This window comes from Slackia faecicanis, assembly GCF_003725295.1.
GTDB classification, from domain to species: domain Bacteria; phylum Actinomycetota; class Coriobacteriia; order Coriobacteriales; family Eggerthellaceae; genus Slackia; species Slackia faecicanis.
Genome location: NZ_QICB01000001.1, coordinates 68,518 through 90,427 on the forward strand (window position 1 = coordinate 68,518; position 21,910 = coordinate 90,427).

The following is a 21,910-nucleotide window of genomic DNA, read 5'->3' on the forward strand; positions in this document are numbered from 1 at the left end:
AGGGGTCGTTTCGTGCGTCGTCTCGGAAACGCTTTGGCCATCGTGAATCCTGCCGCGCAAAACGGCAACGGCGCCCGAGGGGCGGCTTTTCTCAGGTATGCGGGCGCATCCGACGCCTCTCCTTTCCAGTCGCTTTCCATCGAGACCACGCGTGAGCCGGGCCATGCCCGCGCGCTCGCGGCCGCGGCCGGCGCTTACGACACGGTCGTCGTCGTGGGAGGCGACGGCGTGGTGCACGAAGCGGCGGCGGGCCTTCTCGAGATCGCGTGCGAGCACAGGCCCGTCCTGGGGCTTCTTCCCTGCGGAAACGGCAACGATTACGCCCGCACGCTCGGAATGCCGCTCGCCTTCGACGACGCCTTCTCGGCGCTCTCGCATGCGACGCGGCGCGCGGCCGACGTGGGGATCGTGAACGGCACGCCTTTCATGCAGACGCTCTCGTTCGGCCTGGACGCGGCCATCGCGCTCGGCACGCACGAGCGCAGGGTCAAGACCGGCCGCACGGGCACGCGTCTGTTTCTCGAAGAGGGCATCGAGCAGCTCATGTTCCACCGCGACGAATACGCCTACGAGCTGTCGATCGACGGGGGAGAGCCTCAGCGCCGTTCGATGTTCCTCTTCGCGGTGCAGGTGGGGCCCACCTACGGCGGCGGCTTCAAGATATGCCCCGATGCCGACCCTTGCGACGGCGTCTTCGACTGCTGCATCGCGCACCCGCCGATCGGGTTCGCACGCGCGGCGAAGCTGTTCCTCAGCGCGAAAGACGGAAAGCACACGGGCAACGCCGACGTGCTGTCGTTTTATCGGGCGAAGCGGCTGTCGGTCTCGTTCTCGGCGGCTCCGCCCGCGCAGGTCGACGGCGAGCGCATCGTCGCGGACCGCTTCGACATCTCGATCCTGCCGCGCGAAATCGACGTTCTTTTCTTCGACCGAAGGGCCTGATGCATGACGACGTTCAGCTTCATTCTCATCCTTGCCGTGGCCGTGGTCATCTCCGCGGTCATCAATCAGCTCGTGCGAGGGGTTTCGACGCCTCTTATCCAGATCGCCCTGGGCGCGGTCATAGCCCTTTGGGGCTTCACCACGTCGAACTTCACCATCGATCCCGAGCTGTTCTTGGTGCTGTTCATCGCCCCGCTGCTCTATGACGAGGCGCGTCAGGTCGACAAGGTGTCGCTGTGGTCGAACCGGACGGTGATCGTTTCGCTTGCCGTGGGCCTGGTGGTGGTCGCGATGCTCGTGGTGGGCTTCGTGCTCAATTTCGTGCAGCCGAGCATCCCTCTTGCGGCGGCCTTCGCCTTGGGCGCCGCCCTCGGCCCGACCGATGCGGTCGCGGTGGCGTCGCTGTCCCAGCGCGCGTCGCTGAACAAGCGCCAGGAGGTCCTGCTTTCGGGAGAATCGCTGATCAACGACGCCTCGGGCGTCGTGTCGTTCCAGTTCGCGGTTGCTGCGCTCACCACGGGGACCTTCTCGCTCCTCGACGCCACGACGACGTTTTTCGTGAGCTTTTTCGGCGGTATCGCCATCGGCTTGGTGTGCGCGGCCGTGCTGGCGTTCATCGCGTCGCGCGTGCGCGATTTCGGCCTGGAGGACACGACGTTTCACGTCATGTTCGAAGTGCTCACGCCTTTCCTGGTCTTTCTCGTGGCCGAGGAGCTTCACGTTTCGGGCATCCTCGCCGTCGTCGCGGCGGGCCTTTCGGGGTCGCTGTTCAGAAATCGCAGCATCGGCCCCAACATCGCCCGCATGAAGATCGTCTCCGCGAGCGTATGGAAGGTGCTCGGCTTCGTGCTCAACGGCATCGTGTTCGTGCTTTTGGGCGTGCAGCTTCCGCATGCCATGTCGGACACCTGGGAAGACCGTTCGGTGAGCAATCCCGAGCTGATCGCGCTCGTCTTGCTGCTTGCGGCCGTGGTGATCGGCGTGCGCGTAGCGTGGTTTCTCGCCCTCAGCTACATCGGTCGCAAACAGACCGCGCGCAGCGAGCAGCGCAATAGCGGCGGCACGCCCGAGCAGGTGAAAAGCGTCATGCGCTCGGTCAAGCTCATGACGAAGGATTCGCTGGCCGAGTCGTGCGCCTTGGCGCTCGCCGGCCCGAAGGGCGCCGTGACGCTGTCGATCATGTTCACGCTGCCGTATTCCATCGACGCGGCGGGAGGGGCGTTCTCGCAGCGCGACTTCTTGATTTTTCTCGCGAGCGGCGTGATCTTGGTCACGCTGCTGCTGGCGAATTTCGTGCTTCCGCTCCTTCTTCCCGACAAAGACGAGGCTCGGGCCTATGAAACCGACATCCAGGCTTCGATCGAGGTGCTGCGTCTGGTCATCGAGGATCTTGCCGCCCGCCAGACCAGGGAGAACCGCCGCGCCACGCAGGTGGTCATGAAGCAGTACAACGACCGCATCGACCGCATCAAGCAGGGAACGGGCTACGAAGACGACGATTCGTGCCTGCGCCTGCAGGCGCTCGAATGGGAACAGGACTTCATTCTCGAGGCCTTGGACGAAGACACGGTGTCGCCGGTGGTGGGGTACCGCCTTCTGCGCCGCGTGCGCCGCGAGATGGACCTCGTGTGCCACGAGCGCAACGTGTGGTGGCTGATCGGCATCGCCCGCAGCAGGCTCGACCTGGTGGCCCGCTCGATCAAGCGCGCCCTGCACGACAAGAACCTGCTGAAGACGTCGTCTCAGGAAGAGGCCGAAACGCGCGAATTCCAGGCGAAGGCCTTCGAATACGTGCTTTCCAGGCTGCGCGTGCGCCTGGACGACCCGGCATACAGAACCGAGCACGTCAGCGCGCTCATGGTGGAAGTGCAGCGCGACCTGCGTCGCGTGAGAAGGGCCGGACGCGGAGTGGCCGCTGCGGCGCGCGCCGAAGACAAGGCCACCGAGATGCGCCGTATCGCATGCACCCTCGAGCTCGACCATATCCAGGACATGTACGAGGCGGGCCGCATCAACCGCGCCACCGCCAAGATGATGCGCGAGAACGTGCATCTCATGCAGCTCGACCTGGAAGACAAGGTCTAGGCCGTTTCGGCGCGGGCGGCGGTCGGGGATCGGCCATGCTTGCTGTGGAATCGGGGAGGCTTCTCCACTAAAGCGGCTGTTTTTGCTATCATGTACTGTTGCGTGTCCCGAAAGGGGGCGCAAAGCGTGCGGGCGTGGCGGAATTGGCAGACGCGCCAGATTTAGGTTCTGGTGGGCGACCCCCGTGAAGGTTCAAGTCCTTTCGCCCGCACCATCCGCGTTTACGCGGCGGCGTTCGCCATAGGTAACCTGTTCGTCTTCGGACGGACTGAGCAAGACTCAGATGGAGGATAGAGTTGAAAACGAAGGTAGAGGTTCTCGAGTCCGGTGCCACCAAGCTCACGGTGACCATCGAGGCTGCCGAGATCGACGCTCGCATCAAGAAGACTTACAAGGATTTCGGCGCTAAGTACCGTTTCCCCGGATTCCGTCCCGGCCATGTGCCGCGCCCTGTCATCGACAGCAACCTGGGCAAGGACGCCGTCCGCTCCACCGTCACCGACGAGCTGCTCAATGAGAGCTTCCCCCTCGCCGTCGACGAGAACGACCTGAACATGATCTCCCAGCCGAAGTTCGGCGACGTCGAGGGCCTGGTCGAAGAGGGCAAGGACTTCACGTTCTCCGCAGAGTTCGAGGTCAAGCCGGCTCTCGAGCTCTCCGATTATTCCCCCGTGCACATCGAGGTCCCGTTCAAGACGGCCTCCGAGGCTGAAATCGACGAGCAGATCGAGGCTCTGGGCAACTACTACTACGATTACAAGAACGCCCCTGCCAACACCAAGGTCAAGCAGGAGAACAGCGTCGAGATCACTCTGGTCGTCAAGGACGACAAGGGCGAGGTCATGGAGTCCCTGGGCGCCGAGGACCGTCTCTACGAGATGGGCCAGGGCCTGTTCCCCGCGGCCTTCGACGAGGCTCTGCTGGGCATGAAGAAGGGCGAGACCAAGAGCATCACCCTCAACGTGGCCGAGAACCCCTGCATGATGACGTCCATCCTCAAGGACAAGACCGAGGAAGTCACCTTCGAGATCGAGGTCAAGGCCGTCAAGAAGAAGGTCGCTCCCGAGGTCACCGACGAGTGGGTCAAAGAAACCCTGGGCTTCGCCGACGTCGCCGAGCTGCGCGTCCGCATGGGCGAGTCCATCGAGCAGCAGAAGGGCGACATCATTCCCCGCATCATGGAGAACAACGCCCTGTTCGCTCTGCAGGAGCGCCTGATCGGCGAGGTTCCCGCGGTCATGGCCGAAGAGGCCGAGCGCGACCTGCTGCAGAACTTCTTCACCCAGCTGCAGAACCAGGGCGCCACGCTCGACGCCTACCTGAAGGCCCAGGACATCACGGCCGATAAGTTCAAGGAAGACGTCAAGCTCCAGGCCGTCGACACCGTCAAGCAGAACCTTGCTCTCGACGCATGGGCCCGCCATGCCGGCATCGAGGTTTCCGACGAGGAGATCGTCGAGGAGTTCAAGAACAGCGGCGCTCAGGATCCCGACGCCCTTTACGCCGAGTGGAAGGCCCAGGGTCGTCTGCACATCGTGCGCGAGGGCATCATGCGCGGCAAGGCTCTCGAGGCCCTGCTTGCCGAGGCCGACGTCGAAGAGGTCGAGACTCCTGCTGCCGAGGAGAACGAGGAGAAGCCTGCGAAGAAGACTTCCGCTAAGAAGACCTCCAAGAAGGCCGCCGCTTCCGACGAAGAGGCTCCCGCTGCCGAATAACGCATAGGGCCACGGCCCCTTGCTTCTATGGATGTACGGTAAGCCTGCAGCGCCTTCGAAGGTCGCGTTCGTTATATCGTGCTACATTGACCTTGGCTCGTCACCTTTCCGAAGGAGGCGAGCCAAGGTTGTATTACCGGAAAGGGAATATTATGGATATACGTAACGGCTACACCATCCCTTACGTCATCGAGCAGTCGCCCCGCGGCGAGCGCTCCTACGACATCTATTCGCGCCTGCTTAACGACCGTATCGTCTTTTTGGGCAGCGCCATCGACGACGACGTGGCGAACATCGTCGTCGCGCAGCTTCTGCACCTCGAAAGCGCCGATCCCGAAAAGGACATCTCCCTTTACATCAACTCTCCGGGAGGCAGCGTTTCCGCGGGCCTCGCGATCTATGACGCCATGCAGTTCATCCGCTGCGACGTCTCTACCGTGTGCATGGGCATGGCCGCCTCCATGGGTTCGGTCCTGACCACCGCAGGCGCTCCCGGCAAGCGTTTCATCACGCCGAATTCCCAGATCATGATCCACCAGCCCATGGGCGGCGCGGAATCGCGCACCCAGCAGACCGATTTCGAGATCGCGGCCGCCGAGATGCGCAAGTGCCGCGAGCGTCTCGAGGGCATTCTGGCGAAGCATACGGGCCAGTCCATCGAAACGATCCACGCCGACTCCGAGCGCGACCATTGGCTGACCGCCGAAGAGGCCAAGGCATACGGCCTGGTCGACGAAATCATCACCTCGCGCGCCGTTGCGAAGAAGGAAGCCTAACCGATGCGAATCAATGACAACGACCCGCAAAGCGTCGACCCCAAAGACGCCCGCTGCATCTTCTGCGGCAAGTCCGCCGACCAGGTGGGGGGCATGATCCAAAGCCCCGACGGCGTGTGCATCTGCGACGAATGCATCTCGGTGTGCTCCGACGTGCTTTCGCAGGGCGGCTATATGCGCGAGGGCGATGCCCGTTCCGACGAGCAGGCCGTCGAGCCGGCCGAGGACCAGCAGGCCGTTCCGAGCGCCGAGCAGGTGCTTGCTTCGCTGCCCACCCCGCATGAGCTCTACGACCGTCTGAGCCAGCATGTCGTCGGTCAGGACGCGGCGAAGCGCGCTCTTTCCGTGGCCGTCTACAACCACTACAAGCGCATCAGCCTCGGCCAGGAGGCGGGCGAGGGCGACATCGAGCTCGCGAAGAGCAACATCATGCTGCTCGGACCGACCGGTTCCGGCAAGACGCTGCTCGCGCAGACTTTGGCGCGCACGCTCCAGGTTCCGTTCGCCATCGCCGACGCCACCACGCTGACCGAGGCGGGCTACGTGGGCGAAGACGTCGAGAACATCCTGCTGAAGCTGATCACGGCCGCCGATTTCGACATCGAGCGCGCGCAGATCGGCATCATCTACATCGACGAGATCGACAAGATCGCCCGCAAGGCCGAAAACCTTTCCATCACGCGCGACGTGTCGGGCGAGGGCGTGCAGCAGGCGCTGCTCAAAATCGTCGAGGGCACCGAGGCCGCCGTTCCTCCGCAGGGAGGCCGCAAGCATCCCCAGCAGGAGCTCATCCACATCGACACGAAGAACATCCTGTTCATTCTGGGCGGAGCCTTCGTGGGCCTGGCCGATATCATCGGCTCGCGCGTCGGCAAGACCGGCATCGGCTTCACCAACGACATGCCCGAGAGTAAAAAGCACGCCGAGGCGGAGCTGCTTTCCAAGGTGCTGCCCGAAGACCTGAACAAGTTCGGCATGATCCCCGAGTTCGTGGGCCGCATTCCCGTGATCTGCTCTCTCGACGAGCTGACCGAAGACGACCTGGTCCATATTCTGACCGACCCCAAGAATGCGCTGGTCAAGCAGTACACGCGCATGTTCGAGTTTGAAGATTCGCAACTCGTGTTCGCCGATGACGCGCTGCGCGCGATCGCCCACGAGGCGGTCGAGCACGGCACGGGCGCCCGCGGATTGCGTTCGATCTGCGAGCGCGTCTTGCAAGACGTCATGTTCGATCTGCCTGAGCACGAGCCCGGCACGCGCGTCGTCGTGCGCGCGAGCGATATCGAGGGTTCGACGAAACCGCGGATCGAGACCGCCGAGGAGCTCGAAGACGCTTCCGATCAGGCCGAAACGGCCGACGAGACCCAGGAGTAGAGGCAATGGAAGAGCTTTCCAAGAACTACGACCCCGCATCCATCGAGCAGGCGATGCTCGACAAGTGGCTTGCGGGCGATTATTACAAGCGCTCGAAGGGCGTGGGCGACTGCACGGTCACCATCCCGCCGCCCAACGTCACGGGCAAGCTGCATATGGGCCACGCGATGGACGACACCATCCAGGACACCTTCGTGCGCTTCATGCGCATGCGCGGCCGTTCGACCCGCTGGATCTTGGGCACCGACCACGCCGGCATCGCCACGCAGACGAAGGTCGACAAGAAACTCGCCGCCGAGGGTATCTCACGCCGTGAAATCGGCCGCGAGAAGTTCATCGACGCCTGCTGGGATTGGACGCACGAGTACGGCGGCCATATCGTCGAGCAGGTCAAGCGCATGGGCTGCTCGGTCGATTTCTCCGACCCGCATTTCACCATGGACGACGATTACGCCAAGGCCGTGCGCAAGACCTTCGTGGACTGGTATCACGACGATCTGATTTATCGCGGCAAGCGCATCGTCAACTGGTGCCCGCACTGCCGTACCGCCATCTCCGACGACGAGGCGGAGTACAAGGAGGAGGACGGCCATCTGTGGCACCTCCGCTACCCGCTGACCGAGCCTGTCGACGGACAGGAGTACATCGTGGTGGCCACCACGCGTCCCGAGACCATGCTCGGCGACACCGGCGTCGCGGTTTCCCCGAAAGACCATGACAAAGACAAGTTCGTCGGCAAGACCGTCAAGCTGCCGATCGTCGACAGGGAAATCCCGATCTTCAGCGACTTCTACGTCGACGCCGACTTCGGTTCCGGCTTCGTGAAGGTCACGCCTGCGCACGACCCCAACGACTTCGCGATGGGCGAGCGCAACGGCCTCGAGAAGATCAACATCTTCGACGAGACCGCGCACGTGGTGGAAGGCTACGGCGAATTCTCCGGCATGAGCCGCGAGGAGTGCCGCGAGGCCGTGGTGGCCTGGTTCGAGGAGCACGGCCTGCTCGACCATGTCGAAGACCACCATCACTCCGTGATGCACTGCTACCGCTGCCCGTCCGCTCTCGAGCCGTGGCTGTCGGAGCAGTGGTTCGTCGCGGTCGATAGGCTCAAAGGCCCCGCGACCGAGGCTGTGACCAGCGGAAAGGTGAAGTTCCACCCCGAGCGTTGGACGCAGAGCTACCTGACGTGGATGGAAAACCTTAAAGACTGGTGCATCTCCCGCCAGCTGTGGTGGGGCCATCGCATCCCCGTGTTCTACTGCGACGAATGCGGCTGGATGGATGCGTCCATGGAAGACGTGCATGCCTGCCCGCACTGCGGCGCCGCCACGCGCCAGGACGAAGACGTTTTGGACACGTGGTTCTCGAGCCAGCTGTGGACGTTCGCCACGCAGGGCTGGCCCGATAAGCCCGAGCTCATGGAAGGCCATCATCCCACCGCGGCGCTCGTCACGGCGCGCGACATCATCGCGCTGTGGGTGGCCCGCATGATCATGGCGTCTACGTACTTCCTCGACGAGATCCCGTTCCACGATGTGGTCATCTACGCCACCATTCTGGCTAAGGACGGCACGCGCATGTCCAAGTCGAAGGGCAACGGCGTCAACCCGATGGACCTGATCGAGAAGTACGGCGCCGATGCGATGCGCTTCAACCTGCTCACGCTGGTCACCAATAACCAGGACGTGCGTTTCGACGCCAACCTGGATAAGGAGACCAAAGAGCTCATCGATTCGCCGCGCACCGAAGCCGCCCGTTCGTTCGTGAACAAGGTCTGGAACGCGAGCCGATTCGTGCTTTCCAACCTGGAGGGCTTCATGCCGGGCGAGCCCCGCGTGACCGGCCCCGCCGATGCGTGGATCTTCTCGCGCCTCGCGCAGCTTTCCGAGCGCGTCACCGCAGGCATCGAGGCGTACCAGTTCGGCGAAGTCGCGCGCGAGCTGCACGGCTTCTTCTGGAACGAGTTCTGCGACTGGTACATCGAGTTCACCAAGTCCGCGCTGCAGCAGGAGGGCGAGGCCCGTCTGCAGACCCAGCGCAACCTGGTCTACGTGCTCGACAACGCCCTGCGCTTGCTGCATCCCGCGATGCCCTTCGTGACCGAGGCCATCTGGGAGAAGCTGCCGCACGGCGACGAGGCCCCCGCGCTCATGATGGCCGCCTGGCCCGAGCCCGAGACGCTCGCATGCTGGAAGAACGAAGAGGCCGAGCGTTCGATCGACCTGGTCTGCGGCATCGTGTCCGCCGTCCGTTCGGTCCGCGCACGCTACGGCATCTCGCCGAAGCAGGCGCTCGACGTGGCCGTGAAGGCCGCCAGCGAGCAGGACGCCGTCCTGGTCGACGAGCAGCGCGCCTTGATCGAGGGCCTGGCTCGCACGGCGTCTCTGTCCGTCGCCGCCGACCTCGACAAGCCCGCCGAAAGCGCCGCGACGCTCGTGTCCGGCTGCGAGGTGTACTGCGTCCTTTCCGGCCTGGTCGATTTCGCCGCCGAGCGCGATCGTCTGGTCAAGGAGCACGAGAAGCTCCAGAAGGAAAGCGTCAAGGTCGAGAAGAAGCTCTCCAACCCCGGCTATCTCGCCAAGGCGAAGCCTGAAATCGTGGAGAAGGACAAGGCCAAGCACGCCGAACTCGTCGCGAAGATCGACCTGGTGGTCGCTCAGATCGCCGAGCTCGGCTAACGGGCCCTCGAAGCGCGGCGTCGACGTGCGGCGCGCTTCGAGCCGTTCCTGCGGTCTGTTCCGGCCTGCGCGGCTCGTGCCGAAGACCGGCCCCGGATATCGTTTCGGGGCCGGTCTTTTCGATTCGGGCGCAGCTCGCGTTCGCCGCATGCGCTTCGAAACCGGCGCGGCGCTTTCGAAAACACGTTCCTGGCAGGCGCCTTTTTCGACGCGGATGTGTGAAGCGCGCGTTCCTCGTGCGTTTCGGATGGCCGCGCCGAGAATCCGGTACAATGCTTTGCGTTTATTGCGTAGAAATCGATCCGCGGGGTGAATGGCCGCGCGGCCTGAAAAGGAAGCGAACATGAGCGAGATTCTCTCTCAGCTGTGGACCCCCGAACTTCAGATGGCGGTGACCGCCATCATCGTCTTGCTGGTGGCTCTCTACGTCCTTTCCGTCGTCTGGGTGGTGCGCGACGCTTATCAGCGCGGCACGTTGTGGTATGCCTGGGCTCTCGTCGCCCTTATCCCCGTGCTCGGCGTCATCGCCTATTGCCTGCTTCGTCCGCCGCTGCTGCAGATCGATCGCGACGAGCAGGAACTCGAAATCGCCCTGAAGCAGCGTCAGCTGATGCATTACGGCGAATGCGGCAACTGCGGTTATCCCGTGGAGGCCGATTACGTGCTGTGCCCGCAGTGCCATCAGCGCCTGAAGAACCAGTGCGCCAAGTGCGGCCATGCCCTCGATCCGTCGTGGACCATCTGCCCGTATTGCGCCACGCCGCTTCCCGGCGTCGCCGCGCGTCGCAGCGCGCGAACTACCGGCGCCTCGCGACAGCAGGCGGCACATCAGGCGAATCCGGCCGGTCAGGGCCAGCAGGGCGCAGCGCGTCCTCGCCAGGAGCGATAGCTTCGGTTCGAGCTTCGAAAGCCGTCTCGTTCGAGGCGGCTTTTCTTGTCGGCGTCCGCATCGCCGCGAAAGCGGCGCCAGGGCGCATCCGCCGGCATCCGTCCGAGCGCCGGCACCGATTCGTTTCACCATGCGTACTCGCATCGTTCGAGAGGAGACATTCCTATGAAGGCCCTGTATAACGACGGCTCCGTGGCCGAGATTTCGCCCGAGGAATCCACCCACGTCATCCGTCATTCCGCCGCGCATATCATGGCGCAGGCCATCAAACGCCTCTATCCAGAGGCCGACTTCGCGTACGGCCCCGCGACCGATAACGGCTTCTACTACGACGTCGATCTGGGCGACAAGAGGCTGTCCGAAGACGACCTTCCCGCCATCGAGGCCGAGATGAAAAAGATCGTCAAAGAGAACCTCAAGTTCAACGCCTTCGAGCTTCCCCGCGAAGAGGCCATCGCGCTGATGGAAGAGCGCGGCGAGAAGTACAAGGTCGAGCATATCGGCGACCTGCCCGAAGACGCCCGCATCACCTTCTATCAGCAGGGCGACTACATCGACATGTGCGTCGGCCCGCATCTCACCTACACCAAGGCCCTCAAGGCGTTCAAGCTCACGGGCGTTTCCGGCGCCTATTGGAAAGCCGACTCCAGCAACAAGATGCTCACGCGCATCAACGGCACCGCTTTCGCCACCAAAGAAGAGCTCGACGCCCATCTCACGATGATCGAAGAGGCCAAAAAGCGCGACCACCGCAAGATCGGCCGTGAAATGGACCTGTTCATGATGCGCGACGAGGCTCCGGGCTTCCCGTTCTTCTTGCCTAACGGCATGATTCTCAAGAACACCCTGCTCGACTACTGGCGCGAGATCCACCATGCCGCAGGCTACGTGGAGATCTCCACGCCGCAGATCATGAATCGCCAGCTCTGGGAGACCTCCGGCCACTGGGACCACTACAAGGACAACATGTACTCCACCACGATCGACGAGGAAGAGTACTGCATCAAGCCGATGAACTGCCCTGGCGGCGTGCTGGTCTACGCCTCCAAGCCGCATAGCTACCGTGAGCTTCCCATTCGCGCCGGCGAAATCGGCCTGGTCCATCGCCACGAGCTCAAGGGCGCCCTGCACGGTCTGTTCCGCGTGCGCTGCTTCAACCAGGACGACGCGCACCTGTTCGTGCGCCCCGACCAGCTGACCGAGGAAATCGTCGGCGTGGCCAACCTGATCACGTCCGTCTACGACAAGTTCGGCTTCACCTACCATGTCGAGCTCTCCACGCGCCCCGAGGACTCCATGGGCTCCGACGAGGATTGGGCCGCCGCCGAAAGCGGCCTGAAGACCGCCCTCGACCAGCTCGGCATGGATTACGTGGTCAACGAAGGCGACGGCGCCTTCTACGGCCCCAAGATCGACTTCCATCTGGACGACTCCCTGGGCCGTACGTGGCAGTGCGGCACGGTTCAGCTCGACTTCCAGATGCCGCTGAACTTCGACCTCGAATACACCGACGCTGACGGCGAGAAGAAGCGCCCGATCATGCTGCATCGCGTGTGCTTCGGCTCCATCGAGCGCTTCATCGGCATTCTGATCGAGCACTTCGCGGGCAAGTTCCCCACGTGGCTCGCTCCCATGCAGGTGAAGGTCCTGCCGGTGTCTGAGAAGAGCCGCGCCTATGCCCACACCGTGGCCGACAAGCTCGAGGCTGCGGGCGTGCGCGTCGTGGTGGACGATCGCGACGAGAAGATCGGCTACAAGATCCGCGAGGCGCGCAGCATCGACCGCGTGCCGTATATGCTCATTCTCGGAGAGAAAGAGGCCGAAGAGGGCAACATCTCCGTGCGCGACCGTTCCAACGAAACGGTGCAGAAGTCGGTCGACGAGTTCATCGCCGAAATCACCGAAGAGATCCGCACCCGCGCATAAGCGCGGCCGCGTTTTATCGGAATCAATACGGAAAGCGGCGAAGCCGGAGGGGCTTCGCCGCTTTCGGCTTGTCAGGGCTTCGTCCCTGCGGGCTTTGTCCGCCGAGGCATATGCGCCTCGATGTGCGAAAGGAGGTGCGGCGTGGCAGGCGCGACGTACGCTTTGCGCGCTCTGGTCTTGCGCAAGACCAAGCTTGCGGAGTCCGACCTCATCGTGACGCTGCTTGCCGAAGACGGCAGACAGGTGCGCGCCGTCGCGAAGGGCGCGCGCAAGCCTTCGTCGCCGTTCTCTTCGAGGCTTGAAATCTTCTGCGAGGTCGACTTGCTCATGGCGAGCGGCAAGAATCTCGACATCGTTAAAGAAGCGCGTCTCGTCGACGCCCATCGGGGGCTGACCGCCGATATGGAGCACGCCGCCGCGGCTGCGCCTATGGCCGACCTCGCTGCGCGTCTGTGCCAGCCGGGCCTGGAGTCGCCAAAGTTGTTCGCGCTTTCGTCGTCGGCGTTTTCCCATGCCGAGCGAGCCGATGCGCAGGGGGCGGCGGCGGTGTGCGCGGCCTATATGCTCAAGGCGTTCTCGTTCGCGGGCTTTCGTCCCAGCCTGCGTCGCTGCGTCGTCTGCGGCGCGCTGCTCGCGTTCGACGCTGTGACCGAAAGCCGCGTCGGCGTCAGATTCTCGGTGGCGGAAGGAGGAGCGGTCTGCGATTCATGCCTTCTGTTCTCCGACGCCGTGCGCGTTCCCGCAGAGGTGCTTTCGTGGGCCGATTTTCTGCTCATGTCGACGTTCGATGCCGTCGCCCGCCAGGCTCCGCCTGTGCGGGTTTCCTTCGAGGTGCTGCATGTATGCCAGTCATGGGCGCGCGAGCACCTCGGATCGAGGATCAAGTCGCTCGAGTTCCTGTTCGTTTCAGGCGTTTTCTGATATACGGCCGCGCTGTCCGGCATGCGCGGCCCGCCCGCCGCCCTTCGGTGCCGGCCCGCCCGCCGTTTCGAAGCGCAGGTCGCACGCTGCTCTGCGTTTTTCATGCCAACGGTCCGATCGCTTCATGCGCCGCCTGCGGTTGACGCTAGGATGGGGGCATGGAAAAAATAGCTATCATCTGCGTCGGAAACCGTCTCATGCTCGATGACGGAATCGGCCCCGCGGTTTTCGACGAACTCACCGAAAAATATTCGTTTCCCGAGCACGTGTCGATCTTCGACGCCGGGTGCATGACGATGGACCTTCTGCCCGTCGTGCGCGACCACGATTTCCTGATCGTGGTCGATGCGGTCGACGGCACGGGTGAGAAGCCCGGCACGGTGTTTCGATTCGCGCCCGAAGACATCGCGGGCCACCCTGTCATGCAATCGTTGCACGACCTGCGCGTCATCGACCTTCTGAATGCGGCGTCGCTTCTGGGCTATGAGGCCCGCGGCATCTGTTTCGGCATCCAGGTCGAGAATATGACGCCCGCCACGATCGCCGAAGGGCTGACGCCCGACCTCTACGACGCGTTGCCGCTCGCGGTCGATTCCGTGCTGGCCGAGCTGGTGCGCCGCGACGTGCGTTTCTCCTACGCCGACGGCACGCCGTTCGTTCCTCCGACGCAGCAGGCCGAGCTCGCGGGCGCTCCGTGCGCGCAGGGCCTCGCCGACGAAGTCGACTTCTCTGTGCGTGCGAACTAGGCGCACGTACTGCGCGCGAGCGCCGCGCATTCGATGGTTTTCACGCCCCGTTTTCCGCAGGATGCGGCGTACGGGACTTTTTCGACCGATGGGATTACGCCGATGAGCAAGAAGCAAGCGAAGAAAGAGGCGGCCGTTCGCGCCGAAGAAGAACGGGAGCGCATGGAGCGCGAGCTCATGGAAGGCGTGCCGCGCCTGAACATCGGCGCGTTGTTCCTGCCTCCGGTCTGGGGGCCTGCGTACGGGCTGTGGGTGGCGATCGTGTTCTATCCCTTGTGGCTCGTGGCCGATACGTGCTTCGTGAACGCGTTTGCCGACCGCACGCCGCTCGCTGTGGTGCTCGGCGCGATCGTGCTGGTCGCGCTGACGGCGGTGACGTTCGCGTTCGCCAACGCGACGCAGAAATACGCGCTGATGCGCGCGCTTTCCATGGGGGTTTCCAAGGAAACCTACCTCAAGCGCCAGCGCGTCTGGGCGGCGGTTTCCGTGCTGGTGGGCCTGGTCATGATCGGCGCGGCCACGTATTACAACGTGTTTCTCAATCCGCGCCTCGCGGGCGTGTTCGTCTAGCGAAACGCGCATGCGAGCCCGGCGCGGCGCCGTATGGCCCCGATACGAAAGAAGGCCCCGTTTCCGAGCGGAAAACCGTTCGGAAACGGGGCCTTCGCGCGTCCGACGCTAGCGGGCGCGGGTGGCGTTGTCGGGGTCGATCGACATGGTCTGGAAGCGTTCCTTCATGAATTCGTCGTCATAGTGCCGCGCGCAGAACTGCTCGATGGCGTTATGCGGCTCCTGTCCCGCTTCGCGCTGGTACCACGAGTCGAGCGCGAACAGCGTGAGCGCGCCGTTGACGATCATGAGCGCCGCGCAGATCGAGGTGACGGCGTAGCGCCAGTTCCACGGGATGATGTTGACGAACTTCAGCAGGTGGGGCAGCAAGAGCTTAATCCAGACGCAGCCGAGCGCGCCCCACATGCACATGAACACGAAGTTGGTGCGGCCGTCGATGGACATGAACGAGCCCGTGTAGTCCCAGGCCACGATGCCGAATGCGAACTGCATGAACCAGCTGGTCAGATATTCGAACGCGCCGCCGATCACGGCGCTGACCAGAAAGATCAGGGGCAGCGGCTTGTCGTGGAAACGGTTGAGGGCGATGGTCATGAGCACCGCGCCGAATCCGTAGATGGGGGAGAAGGGGCCGTAGAGGACGCCTGCGCGGTCCTGGTAGCCGCCGAACATCACGAAGTGATAGACGGTTTCGATCAGCAGGCCGAGCACGCAGCACACCATGAAGATCCAGAAAAGGTTGAAGAAGTCGAGGCGGATGAAGCCCTTGCCGCTCTCGTCGCGTCCGAGCGTTCCGTCTTCGGCTCGTTCGCGCAGCTCGAGGTCGCGCAGCTTGCGGCGCAGCTCGCGCTCTTCGGAAAGGGACGGGTCGATGTAGACCATCAACGCGACGGCCACCACGAGGCGCACGAGAGCGGAGACGATGCTTCCCAGCTCGATGCCGAACACCATCATCTCGCAGAGCAGCTGGGCGATGTCGAGCACAATCAGGGTTTCCAGCGCGGTTCGCGCATGGCGGCGGTTGCTGCGCAGCAGGTAGATGCCCAAAGCGATATAGAGGGCGCCCGTGGCCACGAGCAGGGCGATCTGCACGCCGAAGATGACGAGCGTCGTGGTGCCGTATTCGGCGAGCGACTTCTCGAATCCTTCCGACATGCTGAAGGCCGCGCCGAAAATGGCGGGCAGCGACAGCGCGCCGATGACGATGAGAACGATGCCGAAGACCTTCAGGGGAAGCGGAAGCTTCTTCTTCGACGGCTGGGCGAGCGATTGGTCTTGCAAAGCGGTATCGGTCACGGTGCTCCTTCGGTCGGGGTCGGCATTGCGGGCGCGCGCTTTCGCCTGTCGTGGGCGCGTCGATTCGAGTGTAGTTCGTCGGCGGCGCGAAAGAAATGACGCTTCGGTGACGGATCGGAGGAAATGGGGAACAAACGGCACGAAATGGATGAACGGAATCTTTTTATGCACGAACGTGCATCTTCATGAGAAAAGGGGGTTACATATGCTCGCATTCGCGCTATACTGGACAAGTCCTTTAAGACGGTACAGAGAGACCGGCAAGGCCGCGCGCCAGGTGCCAGAACAAGCGCTTACATATGGCACCCACGAAGCCTTCGCCCTCCCGGCCGAGGCATTTTTTATGTCCGGACGCGGAAGGCGGTCCAAGGTCAGTCTGTACGCACTCGCACAACGTGAAAGGAGAGTGTGTATGAAAGACACCTACCAGGTGAAATCCGTCGTCATGGATGACGCGGAAATCGAGCGTTCGCTTACGCGCATCGCCCACCAGATCCTGGAAGCCAACCACGGAGCCGAAAACATCGCGCTCGTGGGCATCGTCACGCGAGGCGACCTGCTCGCTAAGCGTCTCGCCGAGAAGATCGAGCAGATCGAGGGCACGAAGGTGCCGCTCGGAAGCCTCGACATCAGCTTCTATCGCGACGACTTCCTGACCAACTTCGCCCCTGAAATCCACGCCACGCACATCCCGTTCGACATCGACGGCAAAGACATCGTGCTCGTGGACGACGTTCTCTACACCGGCCGCACCATCCGCGCCGCGCTCGACGCGGTCATGGACCTCGGCCGTCCGAGCGTGATCCAGCTGGCGGTCCTGGTCGACCGCGGCCATCGCGAGCTTCCGATCCGCGCCGATTTCGTGGGCAAGAACGTCCCGTCTTCCCACGATGAGAACGTGCGCCTGTTCCTCGAAGAGGTCGACGGCGTTTCGGCAGTGGAGATTCTCGAGATGAAGCCGGGCGAACGCGCCGGCTCCGCTCCCCTTGGAGGTGAATAAGGCGATGGCCTTCAATCATAAGCATCTTATCGACATTACGGAGTATTCCGACTCCGACATCATGACCATCCTGGAAACCGCCAAGGCGTTTTCCGAGGTCAATCAGCGTACGATCAAAAAGGTTCCCACGCTGAAGGGCAAGACGATCGTCAACATGTTCAACGAGCCTTCCACGCGTACGCGCAGCTCGTTCGAGCTGGCCGAGAAGCGCCTTTCCGCCGACAGCCTGAACTTCGGCGGCTCTTCGACGGCCACGGTGAAGGGCGAAAGCCTCATCGACACGGTGGCCACGCTCAATTCCTATAAGATCGACATGGTGGTCGTGCGCGACAAGCACGCGGGCGCTCCCCATATCATCTCCCAGCACACCCCCGCTTGCGTCATTGACGCGGGCGACGGCAAGCACCAGCATCCCACCCAGGCCCTGCTCGACCTGTATACGATCTGGCAGCACAAGCAGTCCTTCGACGGCCTCAAGGTGGGCATCGTCGGCGACATCGGCCACTCCCGCGTGTGCGGCTCGCTCGTTCCCGCGCTCAAGATCATGGGCGCCGAGGTCACGCTGATCGGCCCCGGTACGCTGATGCCTGCGCGCCCCGACGTCCTGGGCGCCGACCATGTGAGCGCCGATCTGGACGACGTTCTGCCCGAGCTCGACGTGGTCTACATGCTGCGCATCCAGCGCGAGCGCCTCGAAGGCGCGCCGTTCCCGAGCCTGCGCGAATACCACAACCTGTTCGGTCTCACGCAGAAGCGCGAGAAGCTCATGAAGCCCGATACGATCATCTGCCATCCCGGCCCGATCAACCGCGGCGTGGAATTCGACAGCTACATGGCCGACCATCCCGAGCGTTCGGTCATCCTTGAACAGGTCTACGCCGGCATCTGCGTGCGTATGGCTGCAATGTATCTGCTTTTGGGAGGTGCCGACAATGGCCTTGATTCTTAAAAACGCGCACGTCGTCGATCCGTCCGTCGAGCTCGACGGCGTCATGGACGTCCTGATCGAAGACGGCAAGATCGCGCGCGTCGCCGAGGGCATCGAGGTCGAAGGCGCCGAGGTCCGCGACCTGTCCGGCAAGTACCTGGTTCCCGGCCTGGTGGACATGCACGTCCACCTGCGCGAGCCCGGCTTCGAGCATAAAGAAGACATCGCGAGCGGCACCCGCTCCGCTGCCAAGGGCGGCTTCACCGGCGTGTGCTGCATGCCCAACACCGACCCCGTGACCGACAACGGCGTCGTGGTGGGCTACATCGTCGCCCGCGCCGCCCAGGTGGGCAAGTGCCGCGTGTATCCCGCCGGCGCCATGAGCAAGGGTCTCAAGGGCGAGATCATCTCCGAGATGGGCGACATGGTGGCCCAGGGCGCCGTCGCCTTCACCGACGACGGCCGCGGCATCCAGGACGCCGGCATGATGCGCCGCGCCATGGACTACGGCAAGATGTTCGGCCGCGTCTTCATGAGCCACTGCCAGGACGAGGGCCTGGTCGGCGCCGGCCAGGTGAACGAGGGCGTCGTCTCCACGCGTCTCGGCCTTCTCGGCTGGCCTGCCCAGGGCGAGGAGCTGCAGATCGCGCGTGACATCATGCTCTCCGAGCTGACGGGCTGCGCCGTTCACATCCAGCACATCTCCACGGCCGCGGGCCTGGACATGGTGCGCGCCGCGAAGGACAAGGGCCTCGCGGTGACCTGCGAAGTCACCCCGCATCACCTGTTCCTCTCCGAGGACGACATCGACTCCACGTACAACACCTCTCTCAAGGTCAACCCGCCGCTGCGCACTAAGGCCGACTGCGAGGCTCTGATCGAGGGCGTCAAGGACGGCTCCATCGATGCCGTCGTGACCGACCATGCTCCGCATGCCGCATGGGAGAAGGCGCATGAGTTCGAGTACGCGCCCTTCGGCATGACTGGTCTCGAGACCAGCTTCGCGCTGATCAACACGCACCTGGTCAAGACGGGCCAGATCGACTACTCTCAGATGGTCGAGCTGATGGCCGTCGCGCCGCGCGAGATTCTCGGCCTGGAGCCCGTGAAGATCGCCGAGGGCAGCGTCGCCGACATCACGGTGTTCGACCCGGATGCCGAGTGGGTCGTCGACGAGGCGGAGTTCGTCTCGAAGTCCAAGAATTCCGGCTTCATCGGCGCCAAGCTCGTCGGCCGTGCGACCGACGTGTTCGTGGGCGGCGTCGCAACGCTGGAGAACGGCGAAATCGTCGAGTAGCGTCGAATCGGACGTTTTTGCAGCAGATGTGCTGTCGGGCGGCCCGCACGGCTTCAAGCCGAGGCGGGCCGCTTCTTGCGTTATACTCGCATGGCATGCCGGCGATAGGACCGGCATGGTCTTTTATTTCGGATAGGCAGGTTCTTTATGTGTGATCGCTTCGCGTCGAAGCATTTCGACGAAAAGGCGCGCGTGCTCGCGAACGAGCAGATGGGCCCTCGCTTGTACAAGATTACCCTGGCGGCTCCGAAGATGGCCCAGGCCATCGAGCCGGGTCAGTTCGTGCATATGCAGCTGACGGGCATGGAGGCCCACATCCTCCGCCGCCCGTTCTCGGTCTACCGCGCGGACCGCGAGGCCGGTTTCATCGAAATCATCTATCAGGTGGTGGGCGAGGGCACCTCGTTCATGACCTCCTACGAGCCGGGCGTCGAATGCGCCCTGATCGGCGCCATGGGCCACGGCTGGCAGGAGCGCGAGGGCAAGTCCCTCATCGTCGGCGGCGGCGTCGGCGCGGCTCCGCTGTTCCTTTTCGCCGAGAAGCTGGCGGCCGAAGGCCGTCCGTTCGAGGTCGTGCTGGGCGCGCAGACCGAATCGATGCTCGTGACCCGCGCCGATTACGCCGCCCTTCTGGGCCGCGACCCCGTGCTTGCGACCGACGACGGCAGCGTGGGACATGCGGGCTTTTGCACCGAGCCCGTGCGCGAGCAGCTCGCGACGGGCGAGTACGCCACCGTGTACTGCTGCGGCCCCGAGCCGCTGATGCGCGCCGTCGCGGCGCTTGCCGACGAAGCCGGCGTCGACTGCTTCGTTTCTATGGAAAAGCGCATGGCATGCGGCGTGGGCGCCTGCCTGTCTTGCGTGGTCGAGACCTCTGCGGGCAAGAAGCGTTCTTGCGTCGACGGCCCCGTTTTCGATGCGAAGGACGTGGTGTGGTAATGGCTTTGAATCTTCAGGTGAATCTGGGCGGCCTTATCATGCCCAACCCCGTGACCGACGCTTCCGGCACGTTCGCCGCCGGCCGCGAATACGCCGATTTCGTCGACGTGTCCCGCATGGGCGCGGTCACTACCAAGGGCGTCTCGCTGCATGGCTGGGAGGGCAACGATTCCCCCCGCATCGCCGAAACGCCGAGCGGCATGCTCAATTCGATCGGTCTGCAGAATCCCGGCGTCGCGCATCTGTGCGAGGTCGACCTTCCGTGGATCAAAAGCCAGGGCGTTCCCGCGATCGTCAACGTTTCGGGCCATAGCCTCGAAGAATACGTGCAGGTGATCGAGGCTCTCGAGGAAGACGGCACCGCCGACGCGTACGAGATCAACATCAGCTGCCCCAATGTCGACGCGGGCGGCCTCACCTTCGGCACCCACGTGCCCAGCGTCACGGCCGTCGTGAGCGCGTGCCGCGAAGTGGCGAAGCGCCCGATGATCGTGAAGCTTTCGCCCAACGTCACCGACATCGCCGAGATCGCGCGCGCCGCCGAGGCCGCGGGCGCCGACGCCATTTCGCTGATCAACACGCTGCTCGGCATGGCGATCGACGCGAACAGCCGCCGTCCCAAGCTCGCGCGCGTGGTGGGCGGCCTGTCCGGCCCCGCGGTCAAGCCCGTCGCCTTGCGCATGGTGTGGCAGTGCTACCAGGCCGTCGACGTGCCCATCCTGGGCATGGGCGGCATCATGACCGGCGAAGACGCCGTCGAATTCATGCTCGCAGGCGCCACGGCCGTCGCGGTGGGAACGGCGAATTTCACCAATCCGCATGCCGAAAACGACGTGCTCGACGGCATCATCGAATATTGCGAACGCCAGGGCGTCGAAGACGTCAACGAACTGATCGGAGGGCTGCAATGCTAGCAGCGTATGAAAGCATTCCGCGCGCAGACCGCGTCATCGTGGCGCTCGACTGCGACCGCCAGACCGCGCTCGACCTCGCCCAGCGCCTGCAGGGCAAGGCGAAGTGGCTCAAGGTGGGCATGACGCTCTATTATGCCGAGGGCCCCTCGATCGTCGAGATCTTCAAGCTGCTCGGCTTCAAGGTATTCCTGGATCTGAAGTTCCATGACATTCCGCACCAGGTCAGCGGCGCGGCCGCGTCTGCCGTCGAGGCGGGCGCCGACATGATCACGATGCATGCTGTGGGCGGCGTGCCCATGATGCAGGCGGCCCAGTCCGCCGTCGACGAGGCCGGCTGCGATGCCGACACGCTGGCTATCACGGTCCTTACCAGCATGGACGACGAAACGCTCGCGCAGACCGGCGTGAGCCGCTCGATGACCGAGCAGGTGAAGACCCTTGCGACCTGCGCTCAGGATGCGGGCCTTTCGGGCGTCGTGGCGTCTCCCCAGGAGGCTTCCATGCTGCGCGAGCTTCTGGGCCCCGACGCCTTGATCGTCACGCCCGGCGTGCGTCCGGTCGGCGCCGCCCTGGGCGACCAGAGCCGCGTGGCCACTCCGCGCCAGGCATTCGATGCGGGCGCTTCCCATATCGTGGTGGGCCGTCCCATCACGCAGGCCGAAGATCCCGCCGCCGCATTCGACGCCATCGCGGCCGAGCTTTAACCGCCTTGCCGCGCACCGCATATGCGCGGCCTTGCGCCCGCGATGCGGCCGCCTCAGGCGTCGAGCGATATCGAGCCTCCCGTTCCGACGCAGGGACGGGAGGTTTTTTACGCCCCGCGGCCCGTTTTTCGGGGCTTCGAGGCGCATGTGCGAACATGCCTTGCAACGGCGTGCGCACAGGCCCTCGAACGGTTCCGACGCGCGCTG

General features: G+C 63.8%; 18 protein-coding genes and 1 tRNA gene. 18 read left to right on the forward strand and 1 reads right to left on the reverse strand.

Going from position 1 to position 21,910, the window contains the following annotated elements; translation table 11 throughout:
• Positions 1-12 precede the first annotated feature (12 nt).
• The 12 genes from DMP07_RS00330 (at position 13) to DMP07_RS00385 (ending at position 14,625) form a co-directional block, all read left to right on the forward strand.
• Complete coding sequence (locus DMP07_RS00330; protein ID WP_123197179.1) at positions 13-942, forward strand: diacylglycerol/lipid kinase family protein; 930 nt, start codon at positions 13-15, stop codon at positions 940-942.
• A gap of 3 nt (positions 943-945) precedes the next feature.
• Positions 946-3,027, forward strand: a complete 2,082-nt coding sequence (locus DMP07_RS00335; RefSeq protein ID WP_123197180.1) for a cation:proton antiporter — start codon at positions 946-948, stop codon at positions 3,025-3,027.
• Positions 3,028-3,155: 128 nt separating this feature from the next.
• Positions 3,156-3,241: transfer RNA gene (locus DMP07_RS00340), tRNA-Leu, on the forward strand.
• Between the two features lie 82 nt (positions 3,242-3,323).
• Positions 3,324-4,742, forward strand: coding sequence for a trigger factor (tig, locus tag DMP07_RS00345; RefSeq protein ID WP_123197181.1), 1,419 nt, complete (start codon positions 3,324-3,326; stop codon positions 4,740-4,742).
• Positions 4,743-4,894: 152 nt separating this feature from the next.
• On the forward strand, positions 4,895-5,518 hold the full coding sequence (locus tag DMP07_RS00350) for an ATP-dependent Clp protease proteolytic subunit (protein WP_123197182.1): 624 nt from the start codon (positions 4,895-4,897) through the stop codon (positions 5,516-5,518).
• Positions 5,519-5,521: 3 nt separating this feature from the next.
• Positions 5,522-6,895 carry an ATP-dependent Clp protease ATP-binding subunit ClpX gene (gene clpX / locus DMP07_RS00355; RefSeq protein ID WP_123197183.1) on the forward strand — a complete coding sequence of 458 codons (1,374 nt, stop codon included), beginning with the start codon at positions 5,522-5,524 and terminating at the stop codon, positions 6,893-6,895.
• 5 nt (positions 6,896-6,900) lie between these two features.
• A complete protein-coding gene (locus tag DMP07_RS00360) occupies positions 6,901-9,573 on the forward strand; it encodes a valine--tRNA ligase (protein ID WP_123197184.1) in 2,673 nt (890 codons plus the stop codon).
• A 343-nt stretch (positions 9,574-9,916) separates the two neighbouring features.
• On the forward strand, positions 9,917-10,462 hold the full coding sequence (locus tag DMP07_RS00365; RefSeq protein ID WP_123197185.1) for a zinc ribbon domain-containing protein: 546 nt from the start codon (positions 9,917-9,919) through the stop codon (positions 10,460-10,462).
• 165 nt (positions 10,463-10,627) lie between these two features.
• On the forward strand, positions 10,628-12,388 hold the full coding sequence (thrS, locus tag DMP07_RS00370) for a threonine--tRNA ligase (RefSeq protein WP_123197186.1): 1,761 nt from the start codon (positions 10,628-10,630) through the stop codon (positions 12,386-12,388).
• A 141-nt stretch (positions 12,389-12,529) separates the two neighbouring features.
• Positions 12,530-13,309 (forward strand): DNA repair protein RecO, encoded by a 780-nt coding sequence (gene recO / locus DMP07_RS00375; protein WP_123197187.1) that lies wholly within the window; start codon positions 12,530-12,532, stop codon positions 13,307-13,309.
• Between the two features lie 158 nt (positions 13,310-13,467).
• Positions 13,468-14,055, forward strand: coding sequence for a hydrogenase maturation protease (locus DMP07_RS00380; RefSeq protein ID WP_123197188.1), 588 nt, complete (start codon positions 13,468-13,470; stop codon positions 14,053-14,055).
• 102 nt (positions 14,056-14,157) lie between these two features.
• Positions 14,158-14,625 (forward strand): viscotoxin-A3, encoded by a 468-nt coding sequence (locus tag DMP07_RS00385; protein ID WP_123197189.1) that lies wholly within the window; start codon positions 14,158-14,160, stop codon positions 14,623-14,625.
• A gap of 108 nt (positions 14,626-14,733) precedes the next feature.
• On the opposite strand, the gene DMP07_RS00390 is transcribed toward DMP07_RS00385, so the two are convergent.
• Positions 14,734-15,921, reverse strand: a complete 1,188-nt coding sequence (locus DMP07_RS00390) for a putative ABC transporter permease (protein ID WP_244594791.1) — start codon at positions 15,919-15,921, stop codon at positions 14,734-14,736.
• Positions 15,922-16,333: 412 nt separating this feature from the next.
• Between DMP07_RS00390 and pyrR the strand changes: the two genes are divergently transcribed.
• The 6 genes from pyrR to pyrF all read left to right on the forward strand — a co-directional run bounded on the left by pyrR (position 16,334) and on the right by pyrF (position 21,703).
• Positions 16,334-16,921, forward strand: coding sequence for a bifunctional pyr operon transcriptional regulator/uracil phosphoribosyltransferase PyrR (pyrR, locus tag DMP07_RS00395; RefSeq protein WP_123197190.1), 588 nt, complete (start codon positions 16,334-16,336; stop codon positions 16,919-16,921).
• A gap of 4 nt (positions 16,922-16,925) precedes the next feature.
• Entirely contained in the window at positions 16,926-17,870 is a 945-nt protein-coding gene (locus tag DMP07_RS00400; RefSeq protein ID WP_123197191.1) for an aspartate carbamoyltransferase catalytic subunit, read from the forward strand.
• Positions 17,854-19,146: a dihydroorotase gene (locus tag DMP07_RS00405; protein WP_123197192.1), complete on the forward strand. Its 1,293-nt coding sequence runs from the start codon at positions 17,854-17,856 to the stop codon at positions 19,144-19,146. Before DMP07_RS00400 ends, DMP07_RS00405 begins: the two co-directional genes overlap by 17 nt.
• A 147-nt stretch (positions 19,147-19,293) precedes the next feature.
• The gene (locus DMP07_RS00410; RefSeq protein WP_123197193.1) at positions 19,294-20,085 is read left to right on the forward strand and encodes a dihydroorotate dehydrogenase electron transfer subunit; all 792 of its coding nucleotides are present in this window, start codon (positions 19,294-19,296) and stop codon (positions 20,083-20,085) included.
• Positions 20,085-20,999, forward strand: coding sequence for a dihydroorotate dehydrogenase (locus DMP07_RS00415; protein WP_162843066.1), 915 nt, complete (start codon positions 20,085-20,087; stop codon positions 20,997-20,999). The genes DMP07_RS00410 and DMP07_RS00415 overlap by 1 nt, the downstream gene beginning before the upstream one ends.
• Positions 20,993-21,703 carry an orotidine-5'-phosphate decarboxylase gene (gene pyrF / locus DMP07_RS00420; protein WP_123197195.1) on the forward strand — a complete coding sequence of 237 codons (711 nt, stop codon included), beginning with the start codon at positions 20,993-20,995 and terminating at the stop codon, positions 21,701-21,703. The genes DMP07_RS00415 and pyrF overlap by 7 nt, the downstream gene beginning before the upstream one ends.
• Positions 21,704-21,910: the final 207 nt, after the last annotated feature.

Coding starts and splice junctions, on each gene's coding strand:
- DMP07_RS00335 (WP_123197180.1), top strand. CDS start 946: ATGACGACGTTCAGCTTCATTCTCATCCTTGCCGTGGCCGTGGTCATC.
- DMP07_RS00350 (WP_123197182.1), top strand. CDS start 4,895: ATGGATATACGTAACGGCTACACCATCCCTTACGTCATCGAGCAGTCG.
- clpX (WP_123197183.1), top strand. CDS start 5,522: ATGCGAATCAATGACAACGACCCGCAAAGCGTCGACCCCAAAGACGCC.
- DMP07_RS00360 (WP_123197184.1), top strand. CDS start 6,901: ATGGAAGAGCTTTCCAAGAACTACGACCCCGCATCCATCGAGCAGGCG.
- DMP07_RS00365 (WP_123197185.1), top strand. CDS start 9,917: ATGAGCGAGATTCTCTCTCAGCTGTGGACCCCCGAACTTCAGATGGCG.
- thrS (WP_123197186.1), top strand. CDS start 10,628: ATGAAGGCCCTGTATAACGACGGCTCCGTGGCCGAGATTTCGCCCGAG.
- DMP07_RS00380 (WP_123197188.1), top strand. CDS start 13,468: ATGGAAAAAATAGCTATCATCTGCGTCGGAAACCGTCTCATGCTCGAT.
- DMP07_RS00385 (WP_123197189.1), top strand. CDS start 14,158: ATGAGCAAGAAGCAAGCGAAGAAAGAGGCGGCCGTTCGCGCCGAAGAA.
- pyrR (WP_123197190.1), top strand. CDS start 16,334: ATGAAAGACACCTACCAGGTGAAATCCGTCGTCATGGATGACGCGGAA.
- DMP07_RS00400 (WP_123197191.1), top strand. CDS start 16,926: ATGGCCTTCAATCATAAGCATCTTATCGACATTACGGAGTATTCCGAC.
- DMP07_RS00405 (WP_123197192.1), top strand. CDS start 17,854: ATGGCCTTGATTCTTAAAAACGCGCACGTCGTCGATCCGTCCGTCGAG.
- DMP07_RS00410 (WP_123197193.1), top strand. CDS start 19,294: ATGTGTGATCGCTTCGCGTCGAAGCATTTCGACGAAAAGGCGCGCGTG.
- DMP07_RS00415 (WP_162843066.1), top strand. CDS start 20,085: ATGGCTTTGAATCTTCAGGTGAATCTGGGCGGCCTTATCATGCCCAAC.
- pyrF (WP_123197195.1), top strand. CDS start 20,993: ATGCTAGCAGCGTATGAAAGCATTCCGCGCGCAGACCGCGTCATCGTG.